Raw genomic sequence first — 17,364 nt, forward strand, 5'->3', positions numbered from 1 at the left:
GGAGTCTCCTAAGCCAGCTGGCCGGACTGATTGAGCTTGTAGAAGTGGCTGACCCAGACCATGCGGCCGGTGTCGAGAGACGATCCGATGCCTTCCAGTGGGTAGCGGGAGTGAAACATCGGCGCGTTGAAGATCAGCGCCCTATTCCGAACGCCTCGCACGTAGTCGACCTGGACCCACTTGTCCGGATCACGCGACACCATGTCCGCCTTGAGTTCGTCAAAAATGCCCATCTCCCGCATTTCTGCAAAAGAAGGCATCGACTTAAGGCCCGTGCGCTTATGCATGAAGAACGCTGTCCCGCTCTCTTCTTCATGGTCCGTGAGGTAGGCAACACACGTGAAATTCCCCGACTCCCTATCGCTGTGGATGTAGGCTTTCTCCATGCCTACATTGGTCACGCGGAAGAACATGCTGTTGGGGACGACGACGCCGTTAGTCGCACGCATCAACGCCTGGAGCATAAGGGCGTGGTTTCCCCAGAAGCCCATGCCTTCGTAGACGGAACTGCCGACTTCTCCCTTGTTCGGGTTCCACGTATCGAACCCGGCCGCGAAGGCTGAGTCTCTAATCTCATCCAGGCTGTCGCAGAAATCATCGATAACGAGGTAGCTCATCCGTCGCAGGGCTCCGTCTGGATACTGGCGGCCAAGCAATCGGCCCGCACATTGTCGGTAATGCGATAAGCAAACACCCACTGACGTCCACGACCGATGCGTCGGCGGGTCACACGCTTCACGAAGTCGCCGGTCTTACCGAGATCGTGCGTCGTCCAGTCGGACCAGTTGGCGCCGCCGTCCTTGCTATATCGAAGATCTACGGTGCTCATAGGATCTCCAGGCGGAAATCGACATAGTTATTCACACCGTAGATGTTCCCGGCGCATATCAGAGATACAAGGTTTGTCCCTGAGACGAACAAGGACGAGTCAATATTGTGTTCGTAGTAGTAGACGTATGGGTTTCCTGGTGTCCCATTACCTCGAACGATGGCTGTATAGACGAAGACGCCGTTGATGTAGACATCCGCTGCGTCGTCAGCATAGATACACAGCTTCATGGGCCGCGGCGCCGACAAATCGAAGTAAGCGCGTAGGTAGCACGCCTTATCGAGAGGCCAGTTGATCGCTATATCTGGCGGGAAGCCAAAAGAGGCAGCGTCAGGCCTCGTAGATGTCCCCAGAGGCATCACCGCCTCTTCCCAGGCGCTGTCGTCGTAGCCAAGCGCCATGTAGTCTGCGGTCCATGGATATGGCCCGAGTAGGAACCTCAAGCCCTCGTGGTTCGGGTCGTACCCTGTGTCGGCTATGACCGCGTTGTCAGGAAGGTGCGCAACATGCCCCGCGCTATCCAGTCCAGTTACGGTCCATGAAAACGGTCCGGCTTCTGTCGGTATGCCGCTGACGACACCGAACGTGTCCATGGTGAGTCCTGTGGGAAGCGCTCCAGCGGTAATGGAGAACGCTACAGGTGGCTTACCACCGCTCGATGTGTAGCCATACGGAGAAATGGGCACATCCCGAATGCCCCCAGGCAAGTCGCCGGCCAAGGACAAGGGAATAACGATGGCGTCCTTCTGAGGCTGCCCAGTGTCGAACACCAGTTCAAGCGCGTTGACGATGATGGGATTCTGGTCGTCAGAGACAACGCCAGAAACCCGAAGCCGCTCCATCTCGGCCCCTGACTCGGTCTGCACGTTCCAGTCCAACTCGTACAGCTTACCGTTCGAGTAGTCCCCGGCGATCCACTTCCCCTTCCAGCTGACGAGATCGTTGATCCGCCAGCGGTCCAGCCCCTTTGACTGGCGACGGTGCCACTCCTGCGTGGCTACGTCATAGCCCCACGTGTGCCCGTCCTGAAAGGTAAGGTAGAAGATCTTGTGCCCGCGGTCCTCGAAGGTGAACGAGAACGCTGTCTCGTTGTTGCATCGCGAGATGGCCTGCTCGATGGGATACGTCGAGATGCGCTGAGGTGTGTATCCGTTGGCGCGGTAGACCACGCCATCGTTGCCAAGCCAGAACACACTATTGTCAAGTCGAGAGATGGCATAGGGGCTCGCTGCGCCCACTTCCATCACCGTGCCACTGGAACGCTGGAAGGTTCCTTCTGCCGCTCCCGTATTGACGTACGGCTCGATCGTACGCTCGCCGAAGAGCCACCATTCGCGATGGGAGACGATCTGACCAACCAGCCTGTCAGGAGAGCCTTCTGCCTCGTATCGGTCCAACGTGTTGTAGGCCAAGGCGTCAGCCAGGTCGGAGGTACCAGCAAAGCGCCTGCCTGGCTCGATAAACGTCATGTAGCTGTCGACGTAATCGAAAGTCAGCGCGCCAGGGAACCCCTCATCCGTAATTCTCTGAAGCTGCGCCGTCACGGTGTTGTAGACGTACCCGGAACTTCCGTTGGCGATGGCAACCTGATTGCCGCCCGTGATCTGGTTGTGGCTCATCGAAACCCGGCCAACGCCAGGTATCACCCCAACATTGGTCTTCTGGCCGTTGGTGCCAACCACGAACAGGCTAGTTCCAGAAACGACGAGCAACAGACCCTCGACGTTCCGCATTCCGCGTATCGGCGCCTGCGTGCCTAGGTCACTGAAGTCCGAGCAACCCGGCGCGCATCGCAACATCCGCGGCGAGCGTGTCCCAGCCTTCTCCGCATAAACGGGGATCAGGTTTACGGTGTCCTGCACCGAAAACGGACGCGTATCGTCACTGTAAGCACCGCCTACGATGGCGAAATCTACCCAACGCGTCATCGGACGAAGCCATCCGTCCATACGTCATAGCCTGACCCCCAACAGCTTTCGGGGAGAGGAGCATCACTGCCGAAGCTTCTAGGGCCGGAAGCGACGAACTGATCCCTGACTAGGCTTCGCATGTAGCCGAGCGCGAGGTTCACGACATCCTGTCGTACCGTGACGCCGTACTCGCTGCCAAGATCAAGAGCAAGGTTGTAAATAACCGCCTGCTCGGCCTCGATCGGTATGGAAATTAACTCGTCCGGGGCTGATGCAGGGGAGAACCCCAACTGGATGCCGTCCGCTTGCCACCGCATAAGCATCCGGTTCATGCAGCCGATGGCGTCAGCGACCATACGAGGATCTGGCGCGCTATCAACGTCAACGACGCGGGATTTGCGGAGCGCCGACCCCACGATTTCGACCACCTTTGTCATGCGCCGCTCCAAATAGAAAGAGGCCCCGTAGGGCCTCTTGTTGTCGTCACTTAGCCTTCGGATTCACGACCTGAACGGTCATGTCAGGCTTAGGCGGAGGCGCGTCCTTACGGGCCTTTTCCGCAGCCTTTTCGGCTTCATCTCGCTCCTTTTGCTTCTTAGCTTCCTTATCGGCGTCGATCTCCTGGCGAACCCTCATCAGATCGGCGGCTGCGTTGCGCTGCCCGAGGGAATCCTCGCCATTCCAGTCTTCGCCGTTGGCCTTCTGGCCTTCGGGCTCCTTCCACCCGTTGGCCTTGCGGTCGTCCACGTCATCGCCATGGACGAGCTCCACGCGGCCGGTATCCGGATCTTCCAGATACAGGGCTTCGACGGTCTCTTTCTTCGCCATGTCGTTCTCCTTAGACCTTCAGGACGAGGTTGAGGGCCGCGAGTGCATCCACGACGTTCTGGACAGTCGCACCGGTGGCCGGAACAGTCGGCTGCGCGACGGGCGTGCCACCGAAGAAGGCGTCCTTCGATGTCGCGTTTCGTCCCATCACGGCGCCATCAGTGGTTCCAGGAGCGGTGTGATACGTGAGGTCATGAGTAATAGCCATGTCATTTCTCCTTACAGAGTCGGATCGTTGGGGACACGGACGGCCAGTTCAGGGCGGAGCACAGCCGATCCGTAAATGACATCGACGCGAGTAATGAACATGTCGTTCACCGTGTCGAAGTCGTTAATGACGCGGAGGCTGATGCCCTGGTAGTTGGCGCGCGCTGCGTCCTTCTTCGGAGGAAGCGGCAAGTCGGCCGTGACGAAGGCGAAGGCATCGCGAGCGAAGGCCACGTTTTCGCCCCAGGTCTGCCCAGAGGTACCAAACACCGTGATGGCCGCATTGTCTGCCGGCCCGGCGCTGACGTTCTGATATTCACCGCTGACAACAATCGCCGGGCTGATCTGGATCGTACCGCCGCCACCTGCGTAGACCGCTGTCACCGTGAACTTCTTCAGGTAGCCGAGGTTCTGCTTGGTCTGAGCATGTACATCGAACACGCCTGCGATGGTGATGTCGTCACCCACGTTGAGCGTGCCCACACCAGTGTCAACGATGAGGCTTGAGCCAGTTTGCCCCGCACCGTTGACGAGGTACGCGCCGTTGGCGGTGCCGCGCGTGTGGTTAGGCAGGAGGCTCGACGCATACCAGTCGAAGCCACCCATGCGGTTCATCACACCGTCTTCGTACTGGTTGGCAATCTGCGCCTGCGAGTTGAAGTACGTCTTGAACGCATCGGCGGCCTGACGCTGCGCCGAGTTGTTCGTCAAGAAGCTGCGACCAGATTTAGGCGCCAAGTTGTTGTTGAGGATCTCCGTGGCCTGGAGGACCGTCTTGTAGTCATCCAAGGCACCGCCATCACCGACAATGTTGGGAATACCTGGGATCACGTTTGCCATGACCGTGGCTTCGATGGACGCGGCGAGATCAGCCATGCGGGGCTTGATGTATCGATCGCTGATCTCATCAATGGACAGAGCCCAGTCGGCAGAAGTCATGCCAAGGTCAACGCCATCCTGCTCGGTGATCTTGAGCGGCGTGGTCTTGTCGTTGATGTCCTGTAGGGTCATTACGCGACCCTTTCGGACGACGCCATGTCCGGGAACTCGGACGTTTAGGGTGTCACCGATCTTCGCGCCGGTCTTCGCGAACTGGTCGTCGTACTGTCGGTTAACACGCTTGAGGAACCAAAGTTCTTCGGCAAGAACCTTGAGGCTCTCCTTGGTGACCATCTGAATGGTAACGGGAGCGTTTGCCATGATCTTTCTCCAAAAAAAAGCCCCGCACGATGGCGGGGCCTGGATGGGTTGAGTTACGACTTAGGTCAGAGGAAGCCGCCCGACTTTTTGGACGACTTGTTCCGCTCCTTGATGTATTCGCTCATCGGCAAGTCCGCCAAATCTTTCTTGATCGGGGACTTCGTACTGAGCGTCTTCACCGGAGGCGGTGCGCCAGTGATGGCCTTTTTCTGATCCAGCCCGGTATTGGAGGTGATCTTGGCTTCGATCTTCGCCAAGGCGAGAGCCGCTTTATGGCCCTGCATGCGCGAGATATCGCTAGCCTCGTTGAGATGCTGTGCGAGGTAATAAGTGACAGCTGGTCCGTGATCCATATCCTGGATCACCTCGATCATCACCTCAGACGCCGGAATTCGGGACGCTTTGTCAACCCAATCCGGCTTGTCCTTGGCGAAGGCTGCCACTTTCGCGTTATATGCCGCTTGCCTTGCCTGGGCCGCCTCTTCCTGCTGACGGCGACGAACACCAAGTTCGGCCTGGTCCTTCGTCCATGCATCGATCGCGAGATCGAACTTTTCTATATCGAAATTGACGGACTCAAGCGTCGGTCGCGGCGTATCCTTTACCTCGGTGGCCTTCTGGCCCTGCTTGCGGAGGTACTCCAATTCCTCTCGCGCCGCACGAATTTCTGCTTCCTGCGCGGCCAGCTTCTCATCACGCTCCTTGACCCTGGCGGTCAGCTTGCCCAGCTTCTTCTTGACTCCGTAGGGCACGTCGTCACTTTCGTGGCCTTCGTCCCCTTCTTCGTCATCGTCCTGCTGTTCGGACGTTTCACCGGCCTCTTCGCCGTCGTCGTTCTCAACTTCACCCGGAGATGGCTGCTCGGCCTCCGTTACCGTTTTCTTCTCTTCCCCCGCAACGCTATCGGTCTGCGAGGAGCTGGATACTTCAACCTGGATTTCGTCGGACATGGGAACTAATACCCTTGAGAGGTGCCGCCGAGGTCTGCCGGCGTTGCAGCCGGGGCGATGAGCCCCAGGTTTGGATCGGTCAGCACCGCAATCTGATGCGCGTGCTCGTCTCGCGCGTCCTGGCCGATGTTGCGTAGGGCTTTCGACTTGTTCTCGGCCGCGGATGCCTCGTTACTGGCGATTTGGCTGGGCAAAGTCGCGATGACTTCTTGCGTCTTGGCGTCAAAATTTCGTGCCTGAGCCTGCTTAAGCTCGGCATCCGCCAGATCCTTGGGATTCGGCTGTGGCTGGGGCTGTTGCGGCGGAGGCTGGTCACCTTCCTCCGGCTGGATGAGGCCCTGATTGATGAGGAACTGCCGGAATGCCTTGACGTACTTCTCGCCGTTGGGGAAGTCAGCGTTCTCCATATACGCAAGCTGCCACAACATGCCGCCCGGCCCCTGCTGTTGGGACAGATGCATGGCCGCGTCAGCCAATTCTTGGCGCTGCGTGGTGTAGCTCGGCCCCGTGGTGACGCTGGCGTCGTACTTTCCCTTTGAGAGGTCGTTGATGACCTCCCACTCGCCGGTCACGGGGTTCTGAATGCCATGATTCAGCCTTACCCACTTCTCGCCACCATCCTTCCCGAGTACGCGAACCACTCGTTCGGTGTCGTAAATCTTGGGGATCAGATCTACAAGGATTTCGCCCGTGAACTTCAGCGATTTAGCGAGGTTGTCGGTGTAGACGAAGTTGGCAACGTCGCCCTCCTGCTGACGTTGCCGGATGGCGACACCGCTGGTTTCATTGCTACGGGCGCCCAGAGAGGCATCGTAGATGCCCAACGTGGCCTTGATGTTGTCCGAGGACATGGCCGACAGGTTGGCCCATGCATCGGGGAAGGTAGCAGGACTAACCCTCTCGGGCCTGCCGCCATTCGGCGCTCCGGCAAGAAGGTTGTAGGGCAGAAAAGGCACGTCCTGATCGCTCAGGTTCTCGTAGTACTTCTCGTATCCCTGGATAGCCTCTGCCGGTCCGGTAAGCGGCTGCTGCGGCTGTTTCGCCACAAGCTCGACGAGGGTTGACTGCTCGAAGTTGAAAAGGCGCTGCGCGTCCTTGGCGAAGCGAACCATGCCAGACCATTCGTCACGCCCATCGACGTTAATGATGTCGCCCCACACCGGGACGATGGGAATGAACTTACCCGCCCATTCGTAGGGACCTTCAAGGCGCTGGGAGCCAGAGACAATCTCCATCTTGACCTTGTCCACCACGACGTCGCGCGTCTTAGCAACGGTCACACCCTGGCCCGCGTACAACTCTTCGTCGAAGTCGGCCATATCGACGACTTCGCCACTACTCAGAAGGCCAATAGTCCGGTCTTCCTTCTCTTTGTACCAGTACTCACAGATGCGGATACGCTCGCCTTCGAACCAGTTGAGATACCCCTCTCCAACGTCGGTGCCGGCGTCGAAATTGGTCAGGTCAGCGTCCGGATACTTCTGCTTGAAGGCTTCCTTCCCCATGTAGTCCGAGAGGAACCAGAACTGTGCGTCTCGGCGGTCGAATTCCTTGGCGTCAGGATCGCAATATGCAGAGAACGGATTCAGGACTGGCTTGATGTAGATGTCCTGATCGAAATCGTCGTTGTCCCTGTAGTCCGTGACAATCCGCCAGACGCCGTACCCGCCGGTAGCCGAGTACATAAAGGCGTTGTCGTAGGCGCGATCGGCATGACTTACCGACTCGATATTGCGGATCAGCCCCTCATAGACTTCGGCCGTGTCCTCATCGCCATCCTCGACGGGGATAACCTTGATGCCGGGCCGATTCTGAAGCTGGTCGCCCGTGATCTGCCTGACCGACTGGCGAACCTTGTTGAACTCGTAGCACGGTCGGCTAGCGCGAAGACCCTTGGTGTACGTGTCCCACTGATTCCCGGGCACGAAGGTGAACTTCACATCCTCAAGGGCGGCCTGACGCATATCCCTGTCATGGTCAACGCAGCGCTCAAAGCGCGCGCGCATCTCAGTAAGGAAAGTCTGGTTCGGGTCGTCATCGTCCTTGAGGATCGGCTTCTGGTCGTCTAGTTCTTTGTAGTTAGCCATTACGGAACTGGGACCTGAAGTTGAGTTTTAACGGCCCCTTGTCTGCTTCGGGGTCATAGCCTTGGGCGAACTGACGGAACGCGTCCGCACCCTCGGAATGGATGTCGTGGAGTGGATCGGTCGACCAGCACCCCGCCGCGGTATTCCAGCGTTTGCGGTATTGCTGAAGGTGGATCAGTCCCTCTGAACATGCCTGCTCATCGAACCAACACCCCGCGAAGGCGTCGCGCGTCGCCTGGATGCCGTCCTGAATCGTCGATACCTGCGGGACGATTTGGATGTTTCGCAAGCCAAGGTTGGTGAGCATCGATTTCGGCGAGAGATTGGTCACTTGGCCTTGCCGAACGTGGTCAGCGTCATGCGGCAGATAGTGCGTGCCCCACACGTATCCCTTCTTCTGAAGCTCAGCCACGTAATGGGCATAGGGCTCACCCCATCCCTCTATGAAGCCTACGAAGTGGTTCTTCAGCCCAATGCGCTGATGGAGCCAGATAGCCGTGCCATCGCTGTTGCCGATGTCCCAGAAGGTGTTCACGGGTACGCCAGGCTGGTATGGGACGGTTGTAATCCGTCCTTCCTTCCTGGCATTGCTCAACTGGGTCGTGTAATAGGCGCCCTCGCTCGACCGCTGGAACGCCTCGGATGAGGTGGAAGGGTATTCCTGCCACATCTTCTCTTGGTCGTCGGCGAAGTCCGCTTTACGGGTCGCGACATACCAAGCGCGCTGCTCAGGATCGAGAGTGATGCCTTCCTTCCCCTCGATTTCCTCGAAGTACTGCGTGTCCTTGTCCGAGACGATCACCGAGGCCGGATCAAGGCGGTATTCCTTCGCCTCCCACCAGGGGAAGAAGTGGAACCGGTAGTCCTTCTTGCTGAGCTTCTTGCCAGATTCCATATCGGCCTCGGCTTGTTGGCTCATGGTGTAAAAAGCGCCCTCCCGCCCTTCCGCGGTCGATTCAATGACAACCACGCCACTGCTAGGCACGGCGGGGAGCGAACCTGTGGAGACTTCCTTAGCCTTGTCCGGGCTCTTGGCGCAGATCTTCCCGAACTCGGACACGAGAAGCCGGTGGATCGTCCCGGATCGCATCGAGGTCGCCACGCGTACCGACGAGTTGTTGTGCGCGAACAGAAGCTCCGACGCCGAGTCCCTTGCCAGCGGCATCGCTGCCCGAAGACTTGGGGGCAGGTTGTCGTAGGCGAACTTCACCTTGTCGCGGAAGATGACCTCAGCGGCTTCCCGGTCCTGGGCAATCACGCCGCATCGCTGGTTTCCCACGAACAGCGCATGGTCAAGCCACATCAGGCAGATAAGCGTGGTAAATCCGCGCTGCCGAGACTTCAGGATGATGTTCCGCGTCCAGTACCGCCGCAGGAACCGCTTTTGTGCCTCGTTCGGCTTGAAGGTGATGACAGAATCCTGGCCGTCATTTCCCTTGGTGATGATCTTGTACAGGTTCGACAGTCGCCACTCAGGATCTCGCAAGCTGGCTTTGAACTGCGCCTGCGGGTCCACGGTGTTACTCGTCTTCATCCCTTGGCAAAAGCGTGCTGCCACTCACCTCAGCGATGAGAGCGGTAATCGGGTTGTCCTTCTGACCGCCATGGTTGAGGTCGATGCGGTCGCCGTACTTCTTGGGTAGCCTCTTGCCTGCTGACCACTTCAAGGCGTCAATAGCAACACGACCCGCGGCAGGGTCTAAAAGACCCTTGGCAACCTTGTCCGCCAGGTCTCCAACCCGGTCAGCATCAGCCTCGCCCTGATCCTCGCGTGCGCGCGTGTATTGCTCTCGGAACATTTCATTGTTCGTCAGCCACCTGAATACCGTAGCCGTGGCAGGCATATCGTCCGCTTCACAGATAGACCGCAGCGACTCGCCCTCAGCCAGCCTGATGCAGATGGCATCCGCTGTTTCCTGTAAGAACGACGACGGCCTACCCATTACACGCTCACCTGAAGCTCGGTCGGGCCTTGGGCAAAGGACTGATCCTCCAACCAAAACCACCGCCACCCGTTCCGGACATCAATACTGAACATCTGGGCGTAGACCTCACCGTTGTCCATGGTGGCCTCGCACTTGAAGGAGGCGCATCCACCCCACTGGGCATGGATATCGACCTTGGTCTGGCGCCCTGTGATCGTGGGGTTGGACATGCCCACAGGAAAGCCTACGGCGCACTTCCACTTAACCGAGGCGAGGGTCCTACCTTTGGGCAGCGCGCCATTGAAGTCAGCCACTAGGCACCGGATCTCACCTACCCGCATGTTCGAGTAGTGGACGCGATCACGCTGGTAGGCGGAGACGTAGCATCGGGTAGACCGCCCAAGCTCGTCACATGCCGAAATGCTCATTTCTGTCCTGCTCTCTCGCCCATCAGGGCTTCTTGGAGGGCGTCACGCTGGGCTTGGCACTGTCCAACGGCACGAAGAATTCGTCCGACACTTTCCTCACGTAGTCGGTCTTCTCCATCAGCGCGCTGTCCAGCGGCGGCAGATGGCATTGCGGTGGCACCGGCTTGGCAGGCGATCCACTGGTCGCGCAGCCTGCGATTGCCAGTGCGAAGATCGGCAACAGCCAGATCAGCGGCTTGTTTCGCATCGTCTTTACCCTTCTGGTAGCTGGCAGCGGCTTTGGACAGCGCCTCGGCCTGCCCCTGTTCTGCTAGGCGCTGAGCCTTCTCGGCATCCGCGCGTTTTGTCTCAAGGCCCGCACGGGCTGTGTCCCAAGCACTCGTCGCCTTGGCAAGATCGCGCTCACCGGCAAGATGAGCCACGTAGTAGCCAGCGCCGAAAAGTGCAGCCGAGACGCCAAGGTATGCGATGAGCTTCAGGTTCACGAGCCATCCCCAGGTGCCCGCATGGAACGGCTGTTTCCGAATAGGTCGCCCACCACCGCACCGGCATTGCCGATCAGGGCGCCCACCATCAGGTTCAGCATGTCCTTGTTCTCGGGAGGCACCTTGAACTGAAGTAAGGCGGCGCCCAACAGCCCCATCAGCAGCCACACCAGAATGGCGATCCCGGCTTTCAGTGCTCGGGCGTCGCGCATCGGGTTCACCACGTCAGGTCGCTAGCGAGGGCGGTTCAGTACCAGTCCGCATCATGCGGGCCAGTTCCAGTACGCGGCGCTTCTCGCCGTCGTCCACGGCCTTCTCGGGCCATCGAGTCATCAGTAAGGCATCCGCTGCGTCGTCCCAGTTCTGCCGGTCAACCGCGGTCCACAGCGGCTTGCACTCAAGCAAAGGCTGAAGCCGTATAGCCAGCGCCACATGGGCCAGGACCGAAAGCCTTACACCGTTCAACTGCGGGTAGATCGCCGTGCGCGTTCTCAACATCCCGACAAATCGGGATAGGTTCTTCTCGGCCATCCTCAGCATCTCGCCCTGCTCAACCACGCGGGTCGCCGCGATCCGCTGAAAGTCGGACAAGTCCCGATCCCCAGCGTCCGCGAGAGCACCGAGGAATGGCGCATGCAGGGCGATATGTCGTAAGGCAACAGTGATCGCCTCGGCCTCGGTGGCTTCGACGCGAGCAATAGCCTCATCCACTTCCACATCGCGTTCCGTCACTTCACACCGGCCGCTCAAACAGGTCTCGCTCCACCTTCCGGCGCGCGACGAGCCCAGGAAGCTTCTTCTTGGCTGCGTACACCCACCGGTCAAACTCCCTTGCTGAACCTGCGAAATCGCCCTGGTTAAGCGATTTAAGCAGGGTGGATCCCTTGAAATTGGCTTGCCCGATATTGAAAACCAGGCTGCACAGGGCGTCGAACTGGTTCTGGTTGATAGCTACCTTGACCAGGCGGTTCACGGCATCCGCGGCTTCGGTCATATCCTCCGCCAAGCGAACTGTTGCGTCCGCGGCCGTAATGGTCATGCCCTTGGTGACCCCGTGTGTGCTGCCATAGCCGATGGTGTACGGCTCGGCCCCTGTGCCTGGGTCAGGATACGCGGACAGACGCAGCCCTTCCGACGCCTTTACCAAGTTGTAGGCGTTCGCGCTGGGCTTCATCGGTCTTCCGAATAGGTGTCCGCCCACCGAGCAGGGGAACAAGGTGGGCAGACGGGTGTTCCCGCGGCGGGAACAAAAAACCCGGCGCATGGCCGGGTCGCGTGGGCAGCGTGCCCACATACACAGATTGCCCGAAAATGTGGGGGTGAAGAAATCCCCCACTGTTCGTTATGCCACTGCTTGCCTGAGCCGATCGTGCGCGGGGCCGATCACCTCGTTACACAGGCTGATTGTCCACTCGTAAACTGGAGCCCACACGACCGAGTAGGTCTTCTTGTCGCGGTCGATCATCTGAGCGCGTTGGCGGTCGCTCACCTTCTGCTTGCCCGAACCTTCGCACGCCGAACATGCCGTAATGAGCCCCGCGCCATCACGGATATGGCCTACTCCGTGACACGTCTGGCACAGGCATGACGAGCTCATTTCAGCGAGCACGGCCTGCCGGATGGCGGCATAACAGGAGTCCGGGCCAAGCCGCGGCCACATGCGAGCTCTGGCCGCATCCAGCTTAGCCACTGCTCGGTATCGGTCAGACGGGTTATCAGCCATGGCCTGGAAGATCTGCGCGTTAACCAACTTGTCCATCCGAGCTCGCCACTCATCAAGCTGGGCCTCCATCAGAAGCCGGTCCAGTTCCTTGGCAGAAAGCCGGGCACCATCGGGCCACCACAGGCGGCAGACGAGCTCTCTGCCCAACCCTTCGGGCACCATAGCAATGGCCGCGGCTACATCCTGCGGCGTTAGCTCGGGAATACCTCCCCTACCCTGCTCATAGCGTTGTGTGGACGGGTTTAGCCTGGCTAGAAGCTTTCCGACGTGCATATGACCCCCTGCAATTTCACATGGTCAGGTTCAAAACTCAGCCCCGGCACCGTCAGGCAGCGGGGAAAGGTACGATGAGGCTGGTCGCAGGCGACACGGTTCCAGCCTTCGACTCGGTTGGCGCAGTAGGTACAGCCTCCAGCGGCACGGACCTTCGCGGCCAACTCAGCGCAGCCCACGCGCTCGGCGAACATCTCGGGACGGGATAGCTCACCCACGGCTAGCCCTCCGCTTCATTTCTCGCTCCAGCCTGTCGAGGGTGCCCTGCGCTGATCTGTCCCTCTTTCCAGTGCTACGCAAGATCACCGCCTGCTTCCTGAAGATTTCGAGGTCACTAAGCTGTTCGTACCCCGTCGCCGGAACTGGGCGATGCGAGCCCGGTCGCGGAGGAAGGGCCTTACTTCGGCCTGCTGCTCGGGCGTCAGCGCCTCGATCAGCGGCCCCCATTTCCGCCAGTCCGGCTCCTGCCGCATGATCCTTAGGGCGTGGTGCAGATGTAGGTAGACGCTCATTCACCGGCCGCCACCACTTCGATGCGGACACCGAAGTCGCCTCGCTTGCAGCGCTCCTGGGCGTAACGCCACTGGATGCGAGGATCGTTGTCTGGAATTCCATAAGCGTCGGCCACGCCATCACGGATCGCCTTGAAGGCGCCCTGTAGGTTGTCGTCGTCGAGCTTTCCAGGCGATAGACGGATAAGCGTAACCACGGCCGGGAGATGTTGGCGGAAAGCTGACGACGCCAGAGACATCCGCGCGGAGTGCCGCTCACTGCGGACCCTATTGGCGCGCTTCCGCCAATGCTCCCTGGCATTCAGTCCACCTACTGTCTTGATTGGCAACTCCACTGAGATCATGCCGCCAACCTCGCCAACGTGTCGGCCAGAAGATCCATCTCCGTCCACTTCTTGATCTTGAGCATGGTCTTGTCGCCGTGGATGCCCTGGGGTCCGCGGTGGCAGGAAGGGCACACGGGAACCGTCAGGAAGTGGCTAGCGCGCTGCGCACCGCCCTGCCCTGCACGTATGTGGTGGACCTCTACGCCATAGGCGCCACAGAGGCCGCAGGTAAGCTGCGCCACGCGGCCCATGTGCTTGCGTTCGGCTGCGGTGGTCATGCGAAGTTCTCCGGATCGCTCCACTCGACCTGGCGCTCGCCCCCGAAGGCAAACATCATCTCGATCACGTCCATGCACTCAGGTACCGTGAGCTCGCGAGAACTGGCGCCGAGGACGATGAACCCACCATCGAAGCCAGGAACGATCCTCTGCTCCTTCCGGTACGCGGCGACGAACATGTGCCGCCAGTCGTCCTTGGATAGCATCTGGCCGTGCCACTCGACCTGATCGGCTAAGTCACCGCACATGGCATTTAGCTTCCTGTTTTGCTCAAGGCTTCTTCGAGATTTGAACTCGTCGATGGTCACCATCACGGGCTTGTCGTGCTGGAGGTATTCGCAAACCTTCTTCCAGGCGAATTCCATGCGCTGGCGGGCGTTGTCGGGGCGTAGGACGACGGCTTGGGCGGTCATGCGGCCACCGGAATCCCGTCCCAATGAAGGCCAACGACCTCCGGGGACTCCTTTGCGCGCTTCTTGGTTATCTCGCGCAGGAAAGCCTCATAGTCGTCACGCTTCAGGCGGATGACGTCAGCCTTGCGGCCAGCTCTGTGCATCGTCTCCACGTATTCACGGATGCGCTTCAGCTGGTTGCGGCACGAAACGTTCTTGATCGGCTGGCTGGCGAGGTTAATGGTTATGCCGCCGGTATCGGGGAACTGCTCTTGGTTATCCATGGGACTTAACCTCACGAATACGGGTCTTGAAGCGAAGGATGATTTCGTCCACATCGGACGGGTGAAGATCTTCACCAGCCAAGGAATCCCGAAGGGCTTCGGAGGCGTTCTGCACGCTGTCCACGCCCACCGGATTGGCAATGAAGTAGTAATTTCCGACGTCGTTGGCTCTCATGCCGCCAACCCATTCATCTGCTCGTTGTAGACAAAGACCAGGGCTTCGGCGATGTCCAGCGACGTCGCGCTGTCGTTGAAGGTTCCGGCGACCATGGATGGGTATCGCGAGGCCATCAGTGCAGCGCGTGGCTCGTCAGCGGGACGGATGAAGACGCGGCCGTGGGCGTCCACCAGTGCGACATGCGGGCCATAGGTTCCGATGCGACGCTTAACGGTAAGGCCGGCGAGGCGCGGATCAGTGCCAACAGCAACCGTTGCGCAGGATGCGGGGAGGGTGAAATTAGTCATGCGGCCTCCGGCGGCTCGTCGCCGCGGTAGCGGTTGGTTAACTGCTTCATCGCGCCGGCAATCGCGTGGCGTGTGTCCGTGATACGAATGGCGGGCTGTTCCACGCCCTTCTCCATCACCAGCGCAGCGCGAGCCGGGTTGCCGATGAGGACGGGCTTCGTGCGGCTCTCGTAGCCGTTGAGGCGGTTGTCAGCCTCGTGACCGCCGATCAGGTACGGGGCGAACTGAGGAACTTCGCGGCGAACGCGGTAGCCCTGGTAGCGCTTCTCGAACTCGCGGGCCTTGAACGGCAGTTCTTCGGACAGGCTTGAGCACAGCGCGTACCAACCACCCATCTCAGCGATAACTGCGTGGATGAGTGGGTCGTCGAAGGCGACAGATCGCATCTTGCCCACGGAGCCAATAGCAGTCAGCACCTTGGCCCAAGCCTGCATGCCCTGGGTCTGCGTCGAGCCCTCGATCATCTTCACGATGTCCGCGACCTTGGGCGCCCATTGCCCGTTGTCCGGGTTCTGCGCGTGGAGCGTGAAGGCCCGGGAAACATCCGAGAACTCGAAGCGCTTCAGCGAATCCCAAAACACGCTTAGCATGAAATCCGAGACGTCCTTGCCGTAATACGCCATGGCGTCCGTCAGCAGGTCGGCGAACTTGATTCGCTCGTCAGGCAGCATGGTTTTCCTCCTGTCGGTTTATCCAGTTGTCGGCGACAGCGCGGTTACGCGATTCCAGGGCGGTTTGCCGGTTGGCGGTCGTGGTACCTCGGCGCGGTGTCGCCCTGCGAATCCAGTTTCGCCACGTCGCGGTCCAGTCCGTCTTGCAGCCATCCTTGCCCGGCTTGGCGTGCCAGTAGTCCCGGAAGCTTTCGGCTTCGACGCGAACGTCGATGTCGGGGCGCGCGTCTTCCGCCCACCGCAGTTCGTCCGGGGTTGGTTGCCAGTCGTCGGGCAAGCGAGTGCCGCGGGAGGATTTGGCTGGCGATGCCGCAGGCGTCGCGCGCGCTTCCTCTCCACTCCACTCCCTTCCTTTCCCTTCCTCTCCTTTCCCTTCCAACGACGAGCATTCGCGAATGCTCGCGAGGGTTCCACGAGGCTCAGGGAATTGGGGCTTACTCGGCTTATCAATCTTCTGGTGCAACAACCAGTTACAGATTTCCAGATAAGCCGATCCGTTGAATTCGTAGCGGCTGATGCAGCCTTCGCGCTCCAGTTCGTCTAACCACCCGTCGATCAGGCTCGATGCATCGTCGTCGTAGGGAAAAAGAAGGCTCGCGAGCATTCGCGAGGCTGCGCGAGTCCTACCGTGGTCATCGCAGATTGGCCACAGGAGAATGAAAAGGAGGCGCGCATCACGCGACACGTTTCCCATGCTTTCCGACTGCGGGAATTCGGGCTTGATGGAGCGGATACGGGCCACCGTGATTACTCCACCACCTTCCAAAGCGTGACCGGATGCATGTGGCACGCCCTGCCCTCTGCCTGGCGGCAACCCAGCTTGCGAATGAACCCTTCCTTCGCGACACGCTGGAAGACCGAGCCGAATGCGCGGCCATCGGGAGGCATAGGGAGTCCCTTTGAATGCATCCAGGCGCGGGCCTGTTCGGCTGTAAAGTTGCCGTCGAACTTCCGGGCGAAGTTCCGCAGCGCGAAATAGGCCATGGATGACCAGTCAGCGTGACAGTCGTCAGCATGGGCAGTAGCGCGCGCCATGCCGGCGTCTCGGCCTGCGCGGCCTTGGTTGAGTTGAGCGTTCATCCCCTCTCCCCGTGCTTCTTGAGGCCCCTCAAAATCGACAGGGCAGAGTCTTCGTTCACGCCAAGCTGGTACGAAAGCTCGGCAATTGCGGCCTTCTCGGCCATTTCAGTGGGCGAACAACCATGGAGACTCGCAGCTGCAACCAAACGGCCAAGCGCGTCGTATCCACCAAGGTCTTCCGCCTTAAGAGGGGCCTCAAACAGCGCCGGGTTGGGCGCTTTAGAGTGCATAGGACTCCGAATTAACCTTCTCGCCGCGCTCTTGAAGAAGACGGCGCACGCCCTGGTTGATCAGTTCGCGCTTGAGTTCGCCCCACTCTTTTCCGATGAGCTTTGCCAGCTTCTTTCCATCGGCAAGCTCAACGTCGTTGAGGTAGAGGGGATCACGCATCCGTTTGAATCGACGGTCCAGGTACATCGGTGAATCCTTTGAGGGGTACTCGTGTGGTTGAGTTGAATGAACAGGCGGCACTAAGCCGCCCAAGGGAGTCAGGCGGCTTTGCGTTTGGGCT

27 protein-coding genes are annotated in these 17,364 nt (G+C 59.6%); all 27 read right to left on the reverse strand.

Going from position 1 to position 17,364, the window contains the following annotated elements; genetic code table 11:
* Positions 1 to 8 precede the first annotated feature (8 nt).
* Positions 9 to 617 (reverse strand): DUF6445 family protein, encoded by a 609-nt coding sequence (locus tag ACPYOD_RS01765; RefSeq protein WP_481300001.1) that lies wholly within the window; start codon positions 615 to 617, stop codon positions 9 to 11.
* Positions 614 to 829, reverse strand: a complete 216-nt coding sequence (locus ACPYOD_RS01770) for a hypothetical protein (RefSeq protein ID WP_481300002.1) — start codon at positions 827 to 829, stop codon at positions 614 to 616. Before ACPYOD_RS01770 ends, ACPYOD_RS01765 begins: the two co-directional genes overlap by 4 nt.
* Positions 826 to 2,562 carry an Ig domain-containing protein gene (locus ACPYOD_RS01775; protein WP_481300003.1) on the reverse strand — a complete coding sequence of 579 codons (1,737 nt, stop codon included), beginning with the start codon at positions 2,560 to 2,562 and terminating at the stop codon, positions 826 to 828. Before ACPYOD_RS01775 ends, ACPYOD_RS01770 begins: the two co-directional genes overlap by 4 nt.
* 191 nt (positions 2,563 to 2,753) lie before the next feature.
* Positions 2,754 to 3,176, reverse strand: coding sequence for a packaged DNA stabilization gp4 family protein (locus tag ACPYOD_RS01780; RefSeq protein ID WP_481300004.1), 423 nt, complete (start codon positions 3,174 to 3,176; stop codon positions 2,754 to 2,756).
* Positions 3,177 to 3,222: 46 nt separating this feature from the next.
* The gene (locus ACPYOD_RS01785; protein ID WP_481300005.1) at positions 3,223 to 3,567 is read right to left on the reverse strand and encodes a hypothetical protein; all 345 of its coding nucleotides are present in this window, start codon (positions 3,565 to 3,567) and stop codon (positions 3,223 to 3,225) included.
* 10 nt (positions 3,568 to 3,577) lie between these two features.
* Positions 3,578 to 3,775, reverse strand: a complete 198-nt coding sequence (locus tag ACPYOD_RS01790; RefSeq protein ID WP_481300006.1) for a hypothetical protein — start codon at positions 3,773 to 3,775, stop codon at positions 3,578 to 3,580.
* Positions 3,776 to 3,786: 11 nt separating this feature from the next.
* Positions 3,787 to 4,974 carry a P22 phage major capsid protein family protein gene (locus ACPYOD_RS01795; protein ID WP_481300007.1) on the reverse strand — a complete coding sequence of 396 codons (1,188 nt, stop codon included), beginning with the start codon at positions 4,972 to 4,974 and terminating at the stop codon, positions 3,787 to 3,789.
* 65 nt (positions 4,975 to 5,039) lie between these two features.
* Positions 5,040 to 5,924 carry a hypothetical protein gene (locus ACPYOD_RS01800; RefSeq protein ID WP_481300008.1) on the reverse strand — a complete coding sequence of 295 codons (885 nt, stop codon included), beginning with the start codon at positions 5,922 to 5,924 and terminating at the stop codon, positions 5,040 to 5,042.
* Positions 5,925 to 5,929: 5 nt separating this feature from the next.
* Positions 5,930 to 8,011: a portal protein gene (locus tag ACPYOD_RS01805; protein WP_481300009.1), complete on the reverse strand. Its 2,082-nt coding sequence runs from the start codon at positions 8,009 to 8,011 to the stop codon at positions 5,930 to 5,932.
* Positions 8,004 to 9,527 carry a terminase large subunit gene (locus ACPYOD_RS01810; RefSeq protein WP_481300010.1) on the reverse strand — a complete coding sequence of 508 codons (1,524 nt, stop codon included), beginning with the start codon at positions 9,525 to 9,527 and terminating at the stop codon, positions 8,004 to 8,006. The genes ACPYOD_RS01805 and ACPYOD_RS01810 overlap by 8 nt, the downstream gene beginning before the upstream one ends.
* 4 nt (positions 9,528 to 9,531) lie before the next feature.
* Entirely contained in the window at positions 9,532 to 9,954 is a 423-nt protein-coding gene (locus ACPYOD_RS01815) for a terminase small subunit-like protein (RefSeq protein ID WP_481300011.1), read from the reverse strand.
* Positions 9,954 to 10,166, reverse strand: a complete 213-nt coding sequence (locus ACPYOD_RS01820; RefSeq protein WP_481300012.1) for a hypothetical protein — start codon at positions 10,164 to 10,166, stop codon at positions 9,954 to 9,956. Before ACPYOD_RS01820 ends, ACPYOD_RS01815 begins: the two co-directional genes overlap by 1 nt.
* 194 nt (positions 10,167 to 10,360) lie before the next feature.
* Positions 10,361 to 10,849, reverse strand: coding sequence for an endopeptidase (locus ACPYOD_RS01825; RefSeq protein ID WP_481300013.1), 489 nt, complete (start codon positions 10,847 to 10,849; stop codon positions 10,361 to 10,363).
* Positions 10,846 to 11,061, reverse strand: coding sequence for a hypothetical protein (locus tag ACPYOD_RS01830; protein WP_481300014.1), 216 nt, complete (start codon positions 11,059 to 11,061; stop codon positions 10,846 to 10,848). The genes ACPYOD_RS01825 and ACPYOD_RS01830 overlap by 4 nt, the downstream gene beginning before the upstream one ends.
* Positions 11,062 to 11,074: 13 nt before the next feature.
* The gene (locus tag ACPYOD_RS01835; protein WP_481300015.1) at positions 11,075 to 11,581 is read right to left on the reverse strand and encodes a hypothetical protein; all 507 of its coding nucleotides are present in this window, start codon (positions 11,579 to 11,581) and stop codon (positions 11,075 to 11,077) included.
* A gap of 1 nt (position 11,582) precedes the next feature.
* Complete coding sequence (locus ACPYOD_RS01840) at positions 11,583 to 12,023, reverse strand: lysozyme (RefSeq protein ID WP_481300016.1); 441 nt, start codon at positions 12,021 to 12,023, stop codon at positions 11,583 to 11,585.
* Between the two features lie 168 nt (positions 12,024 to 12,191).
* Positions 12,192 to 12,845, reverse strand: a complete 654-nt coding sequence (locus ACPYOD_RS01845; RefSeq protein ID WP_481300017.1) for a DnaJ-like cysteine-rich domain-containing protein — start codon at positions 12,843 to 12,845, stop codon at positions 12,192 to 12,194.
* A 508-nt stretch (positions 12,846 to 13,353) separates the two neighbouring features.
* Positions 13,354 to 13,701: a hypothetical protein gene (locus ACPYOD_RS01850; protein ID WP_481300018.1), complete on the reverse strand. Its 348-nt coding sequence runs from the start codon at positions 13,699 to 13,701 to the stop codon at positions 13,354 to 13,356.
* On the reverse strand, positions 13,698 to 13,961 hold the full coding sequence (locus ACPYOD_RS01855) for a hypothetical protein (protein ID WP_481300019.1): 264 nt from the start codon (positions 13,959 to 13,961) through the stop codon (positions 13,698 to 13,700). Before ACPYOD_RS01855 ends, ACPYOD_RS01850 begins: the two co-directional genes overlap by 4 nt.
* A complete protein-coding gene (locus ACPYOD_RS01860) occupies positions 13,958 to 14,374 on the reverse strand; it encodes a recombination protein NinB (protein WP_481300020.1) in 417 nt (138 codons plus the stop codon). Before ACPYOD_RS01860 ends, ACPYOD_RS01855 begins: the two co-directional genes overlap by 4 nt.
* Positions 14,371 to 14,637: a hypothetical protein gene (locus ACPYOD_RS01865; protein ID WP_481300021.1), complete on the reverse strand. Its 267-nt coding sequence runs from the start codon at positions 14,635 to 14,637 to the stop codon at positions 14,371 to 14,373. The genes ACPYOD_RS01860 and ACPYOD_RS01865 overlap by 4 nt, the downstream gene beginning before the upstream one ends.
* Positions 14,630 to 14,812: a hypothetical protein gene (locus ACPYOD_RS01870; protein ID WP_481300022.1), complete on the reverse strand. Its 183-nt coding sequence runs from the start codon at positions 14,810 to 14,812 to the stop codon at positions 14,630 to 14,632. Before ACPYOD_RS01870 ends, ACPYOD_RS01865 begins: the two co-directional genes overlap by 8 nt.
* Positions 14,809 to 15,102, reverse strand: coding sequence for a hypothetical protein (locus tag ACPYOD_RS01875; RefSeq protein WP_481300023.1), 294 nt, complete (start codon positions 15,100 to 15,102; stop codon positions 14,809 to 14,811). The genes ACPYOD_RS01870 and ACPYOD_RS01875 overlap by 4 nt, the downstream gene beginning before the upstream one ends.
* Positions 15,099 to 15,773, reverse strand: coding sequence for a DUF6475 domain-containing protein (locus ACPYOD_RS01880; protein WP_481300024.1), 675 nt, complete (start codon positions 15,771 to 15,773; stop codon positions 15,099 to 15,101). Before ACPYOD_RS01880 ends, ACPYOD_RS01875 begins: the two co-directional genes overlap by 4 nt.
* Positions 15,763 to 16,515, reverse strand: coding sequence for a hypothetical protein (locus ACPYOD_RS01885; RefSeq protein ID WP_481300025.1), 753 nt, complete (start codon positions 16,513 to 16,515; stop codon positions 15,763 to 15,765). Before ACPYOD_RS01885 ends, ACPYOD_RS01880 begins: the two co-directional genes overlap by 11 nt.
* A gap of 5 nt (positions 16,516 to 16,520) precedes the next feature.
* Positions 16,521 to 16,853: a hypothetical protein gene (locus ACPYOD_RS01890; RefSeq protein ID WP_481300026.1), complete on the reverse strand. Its 333-nt coding sequence runs from the start codon at positions 16,851 to 16,853 to the stop codon at positions 16,521 to 16,523.
* A 219-nt stretch (positions 16,854 to 17,072) separates the two neighbouring features.
* Positions 17,073 to 17,364, reverse strand: a 292-nt coding sequence (locus tag ACPYOD_RS01895) for a hypothetical protein (protein ID WP_481300027.1), incomplete at its 5' end; no start/stop codon positions are given.

It is taken from the genome of Luteibacter sp. HAY1-4A (genome assembly GCF_056755355.1).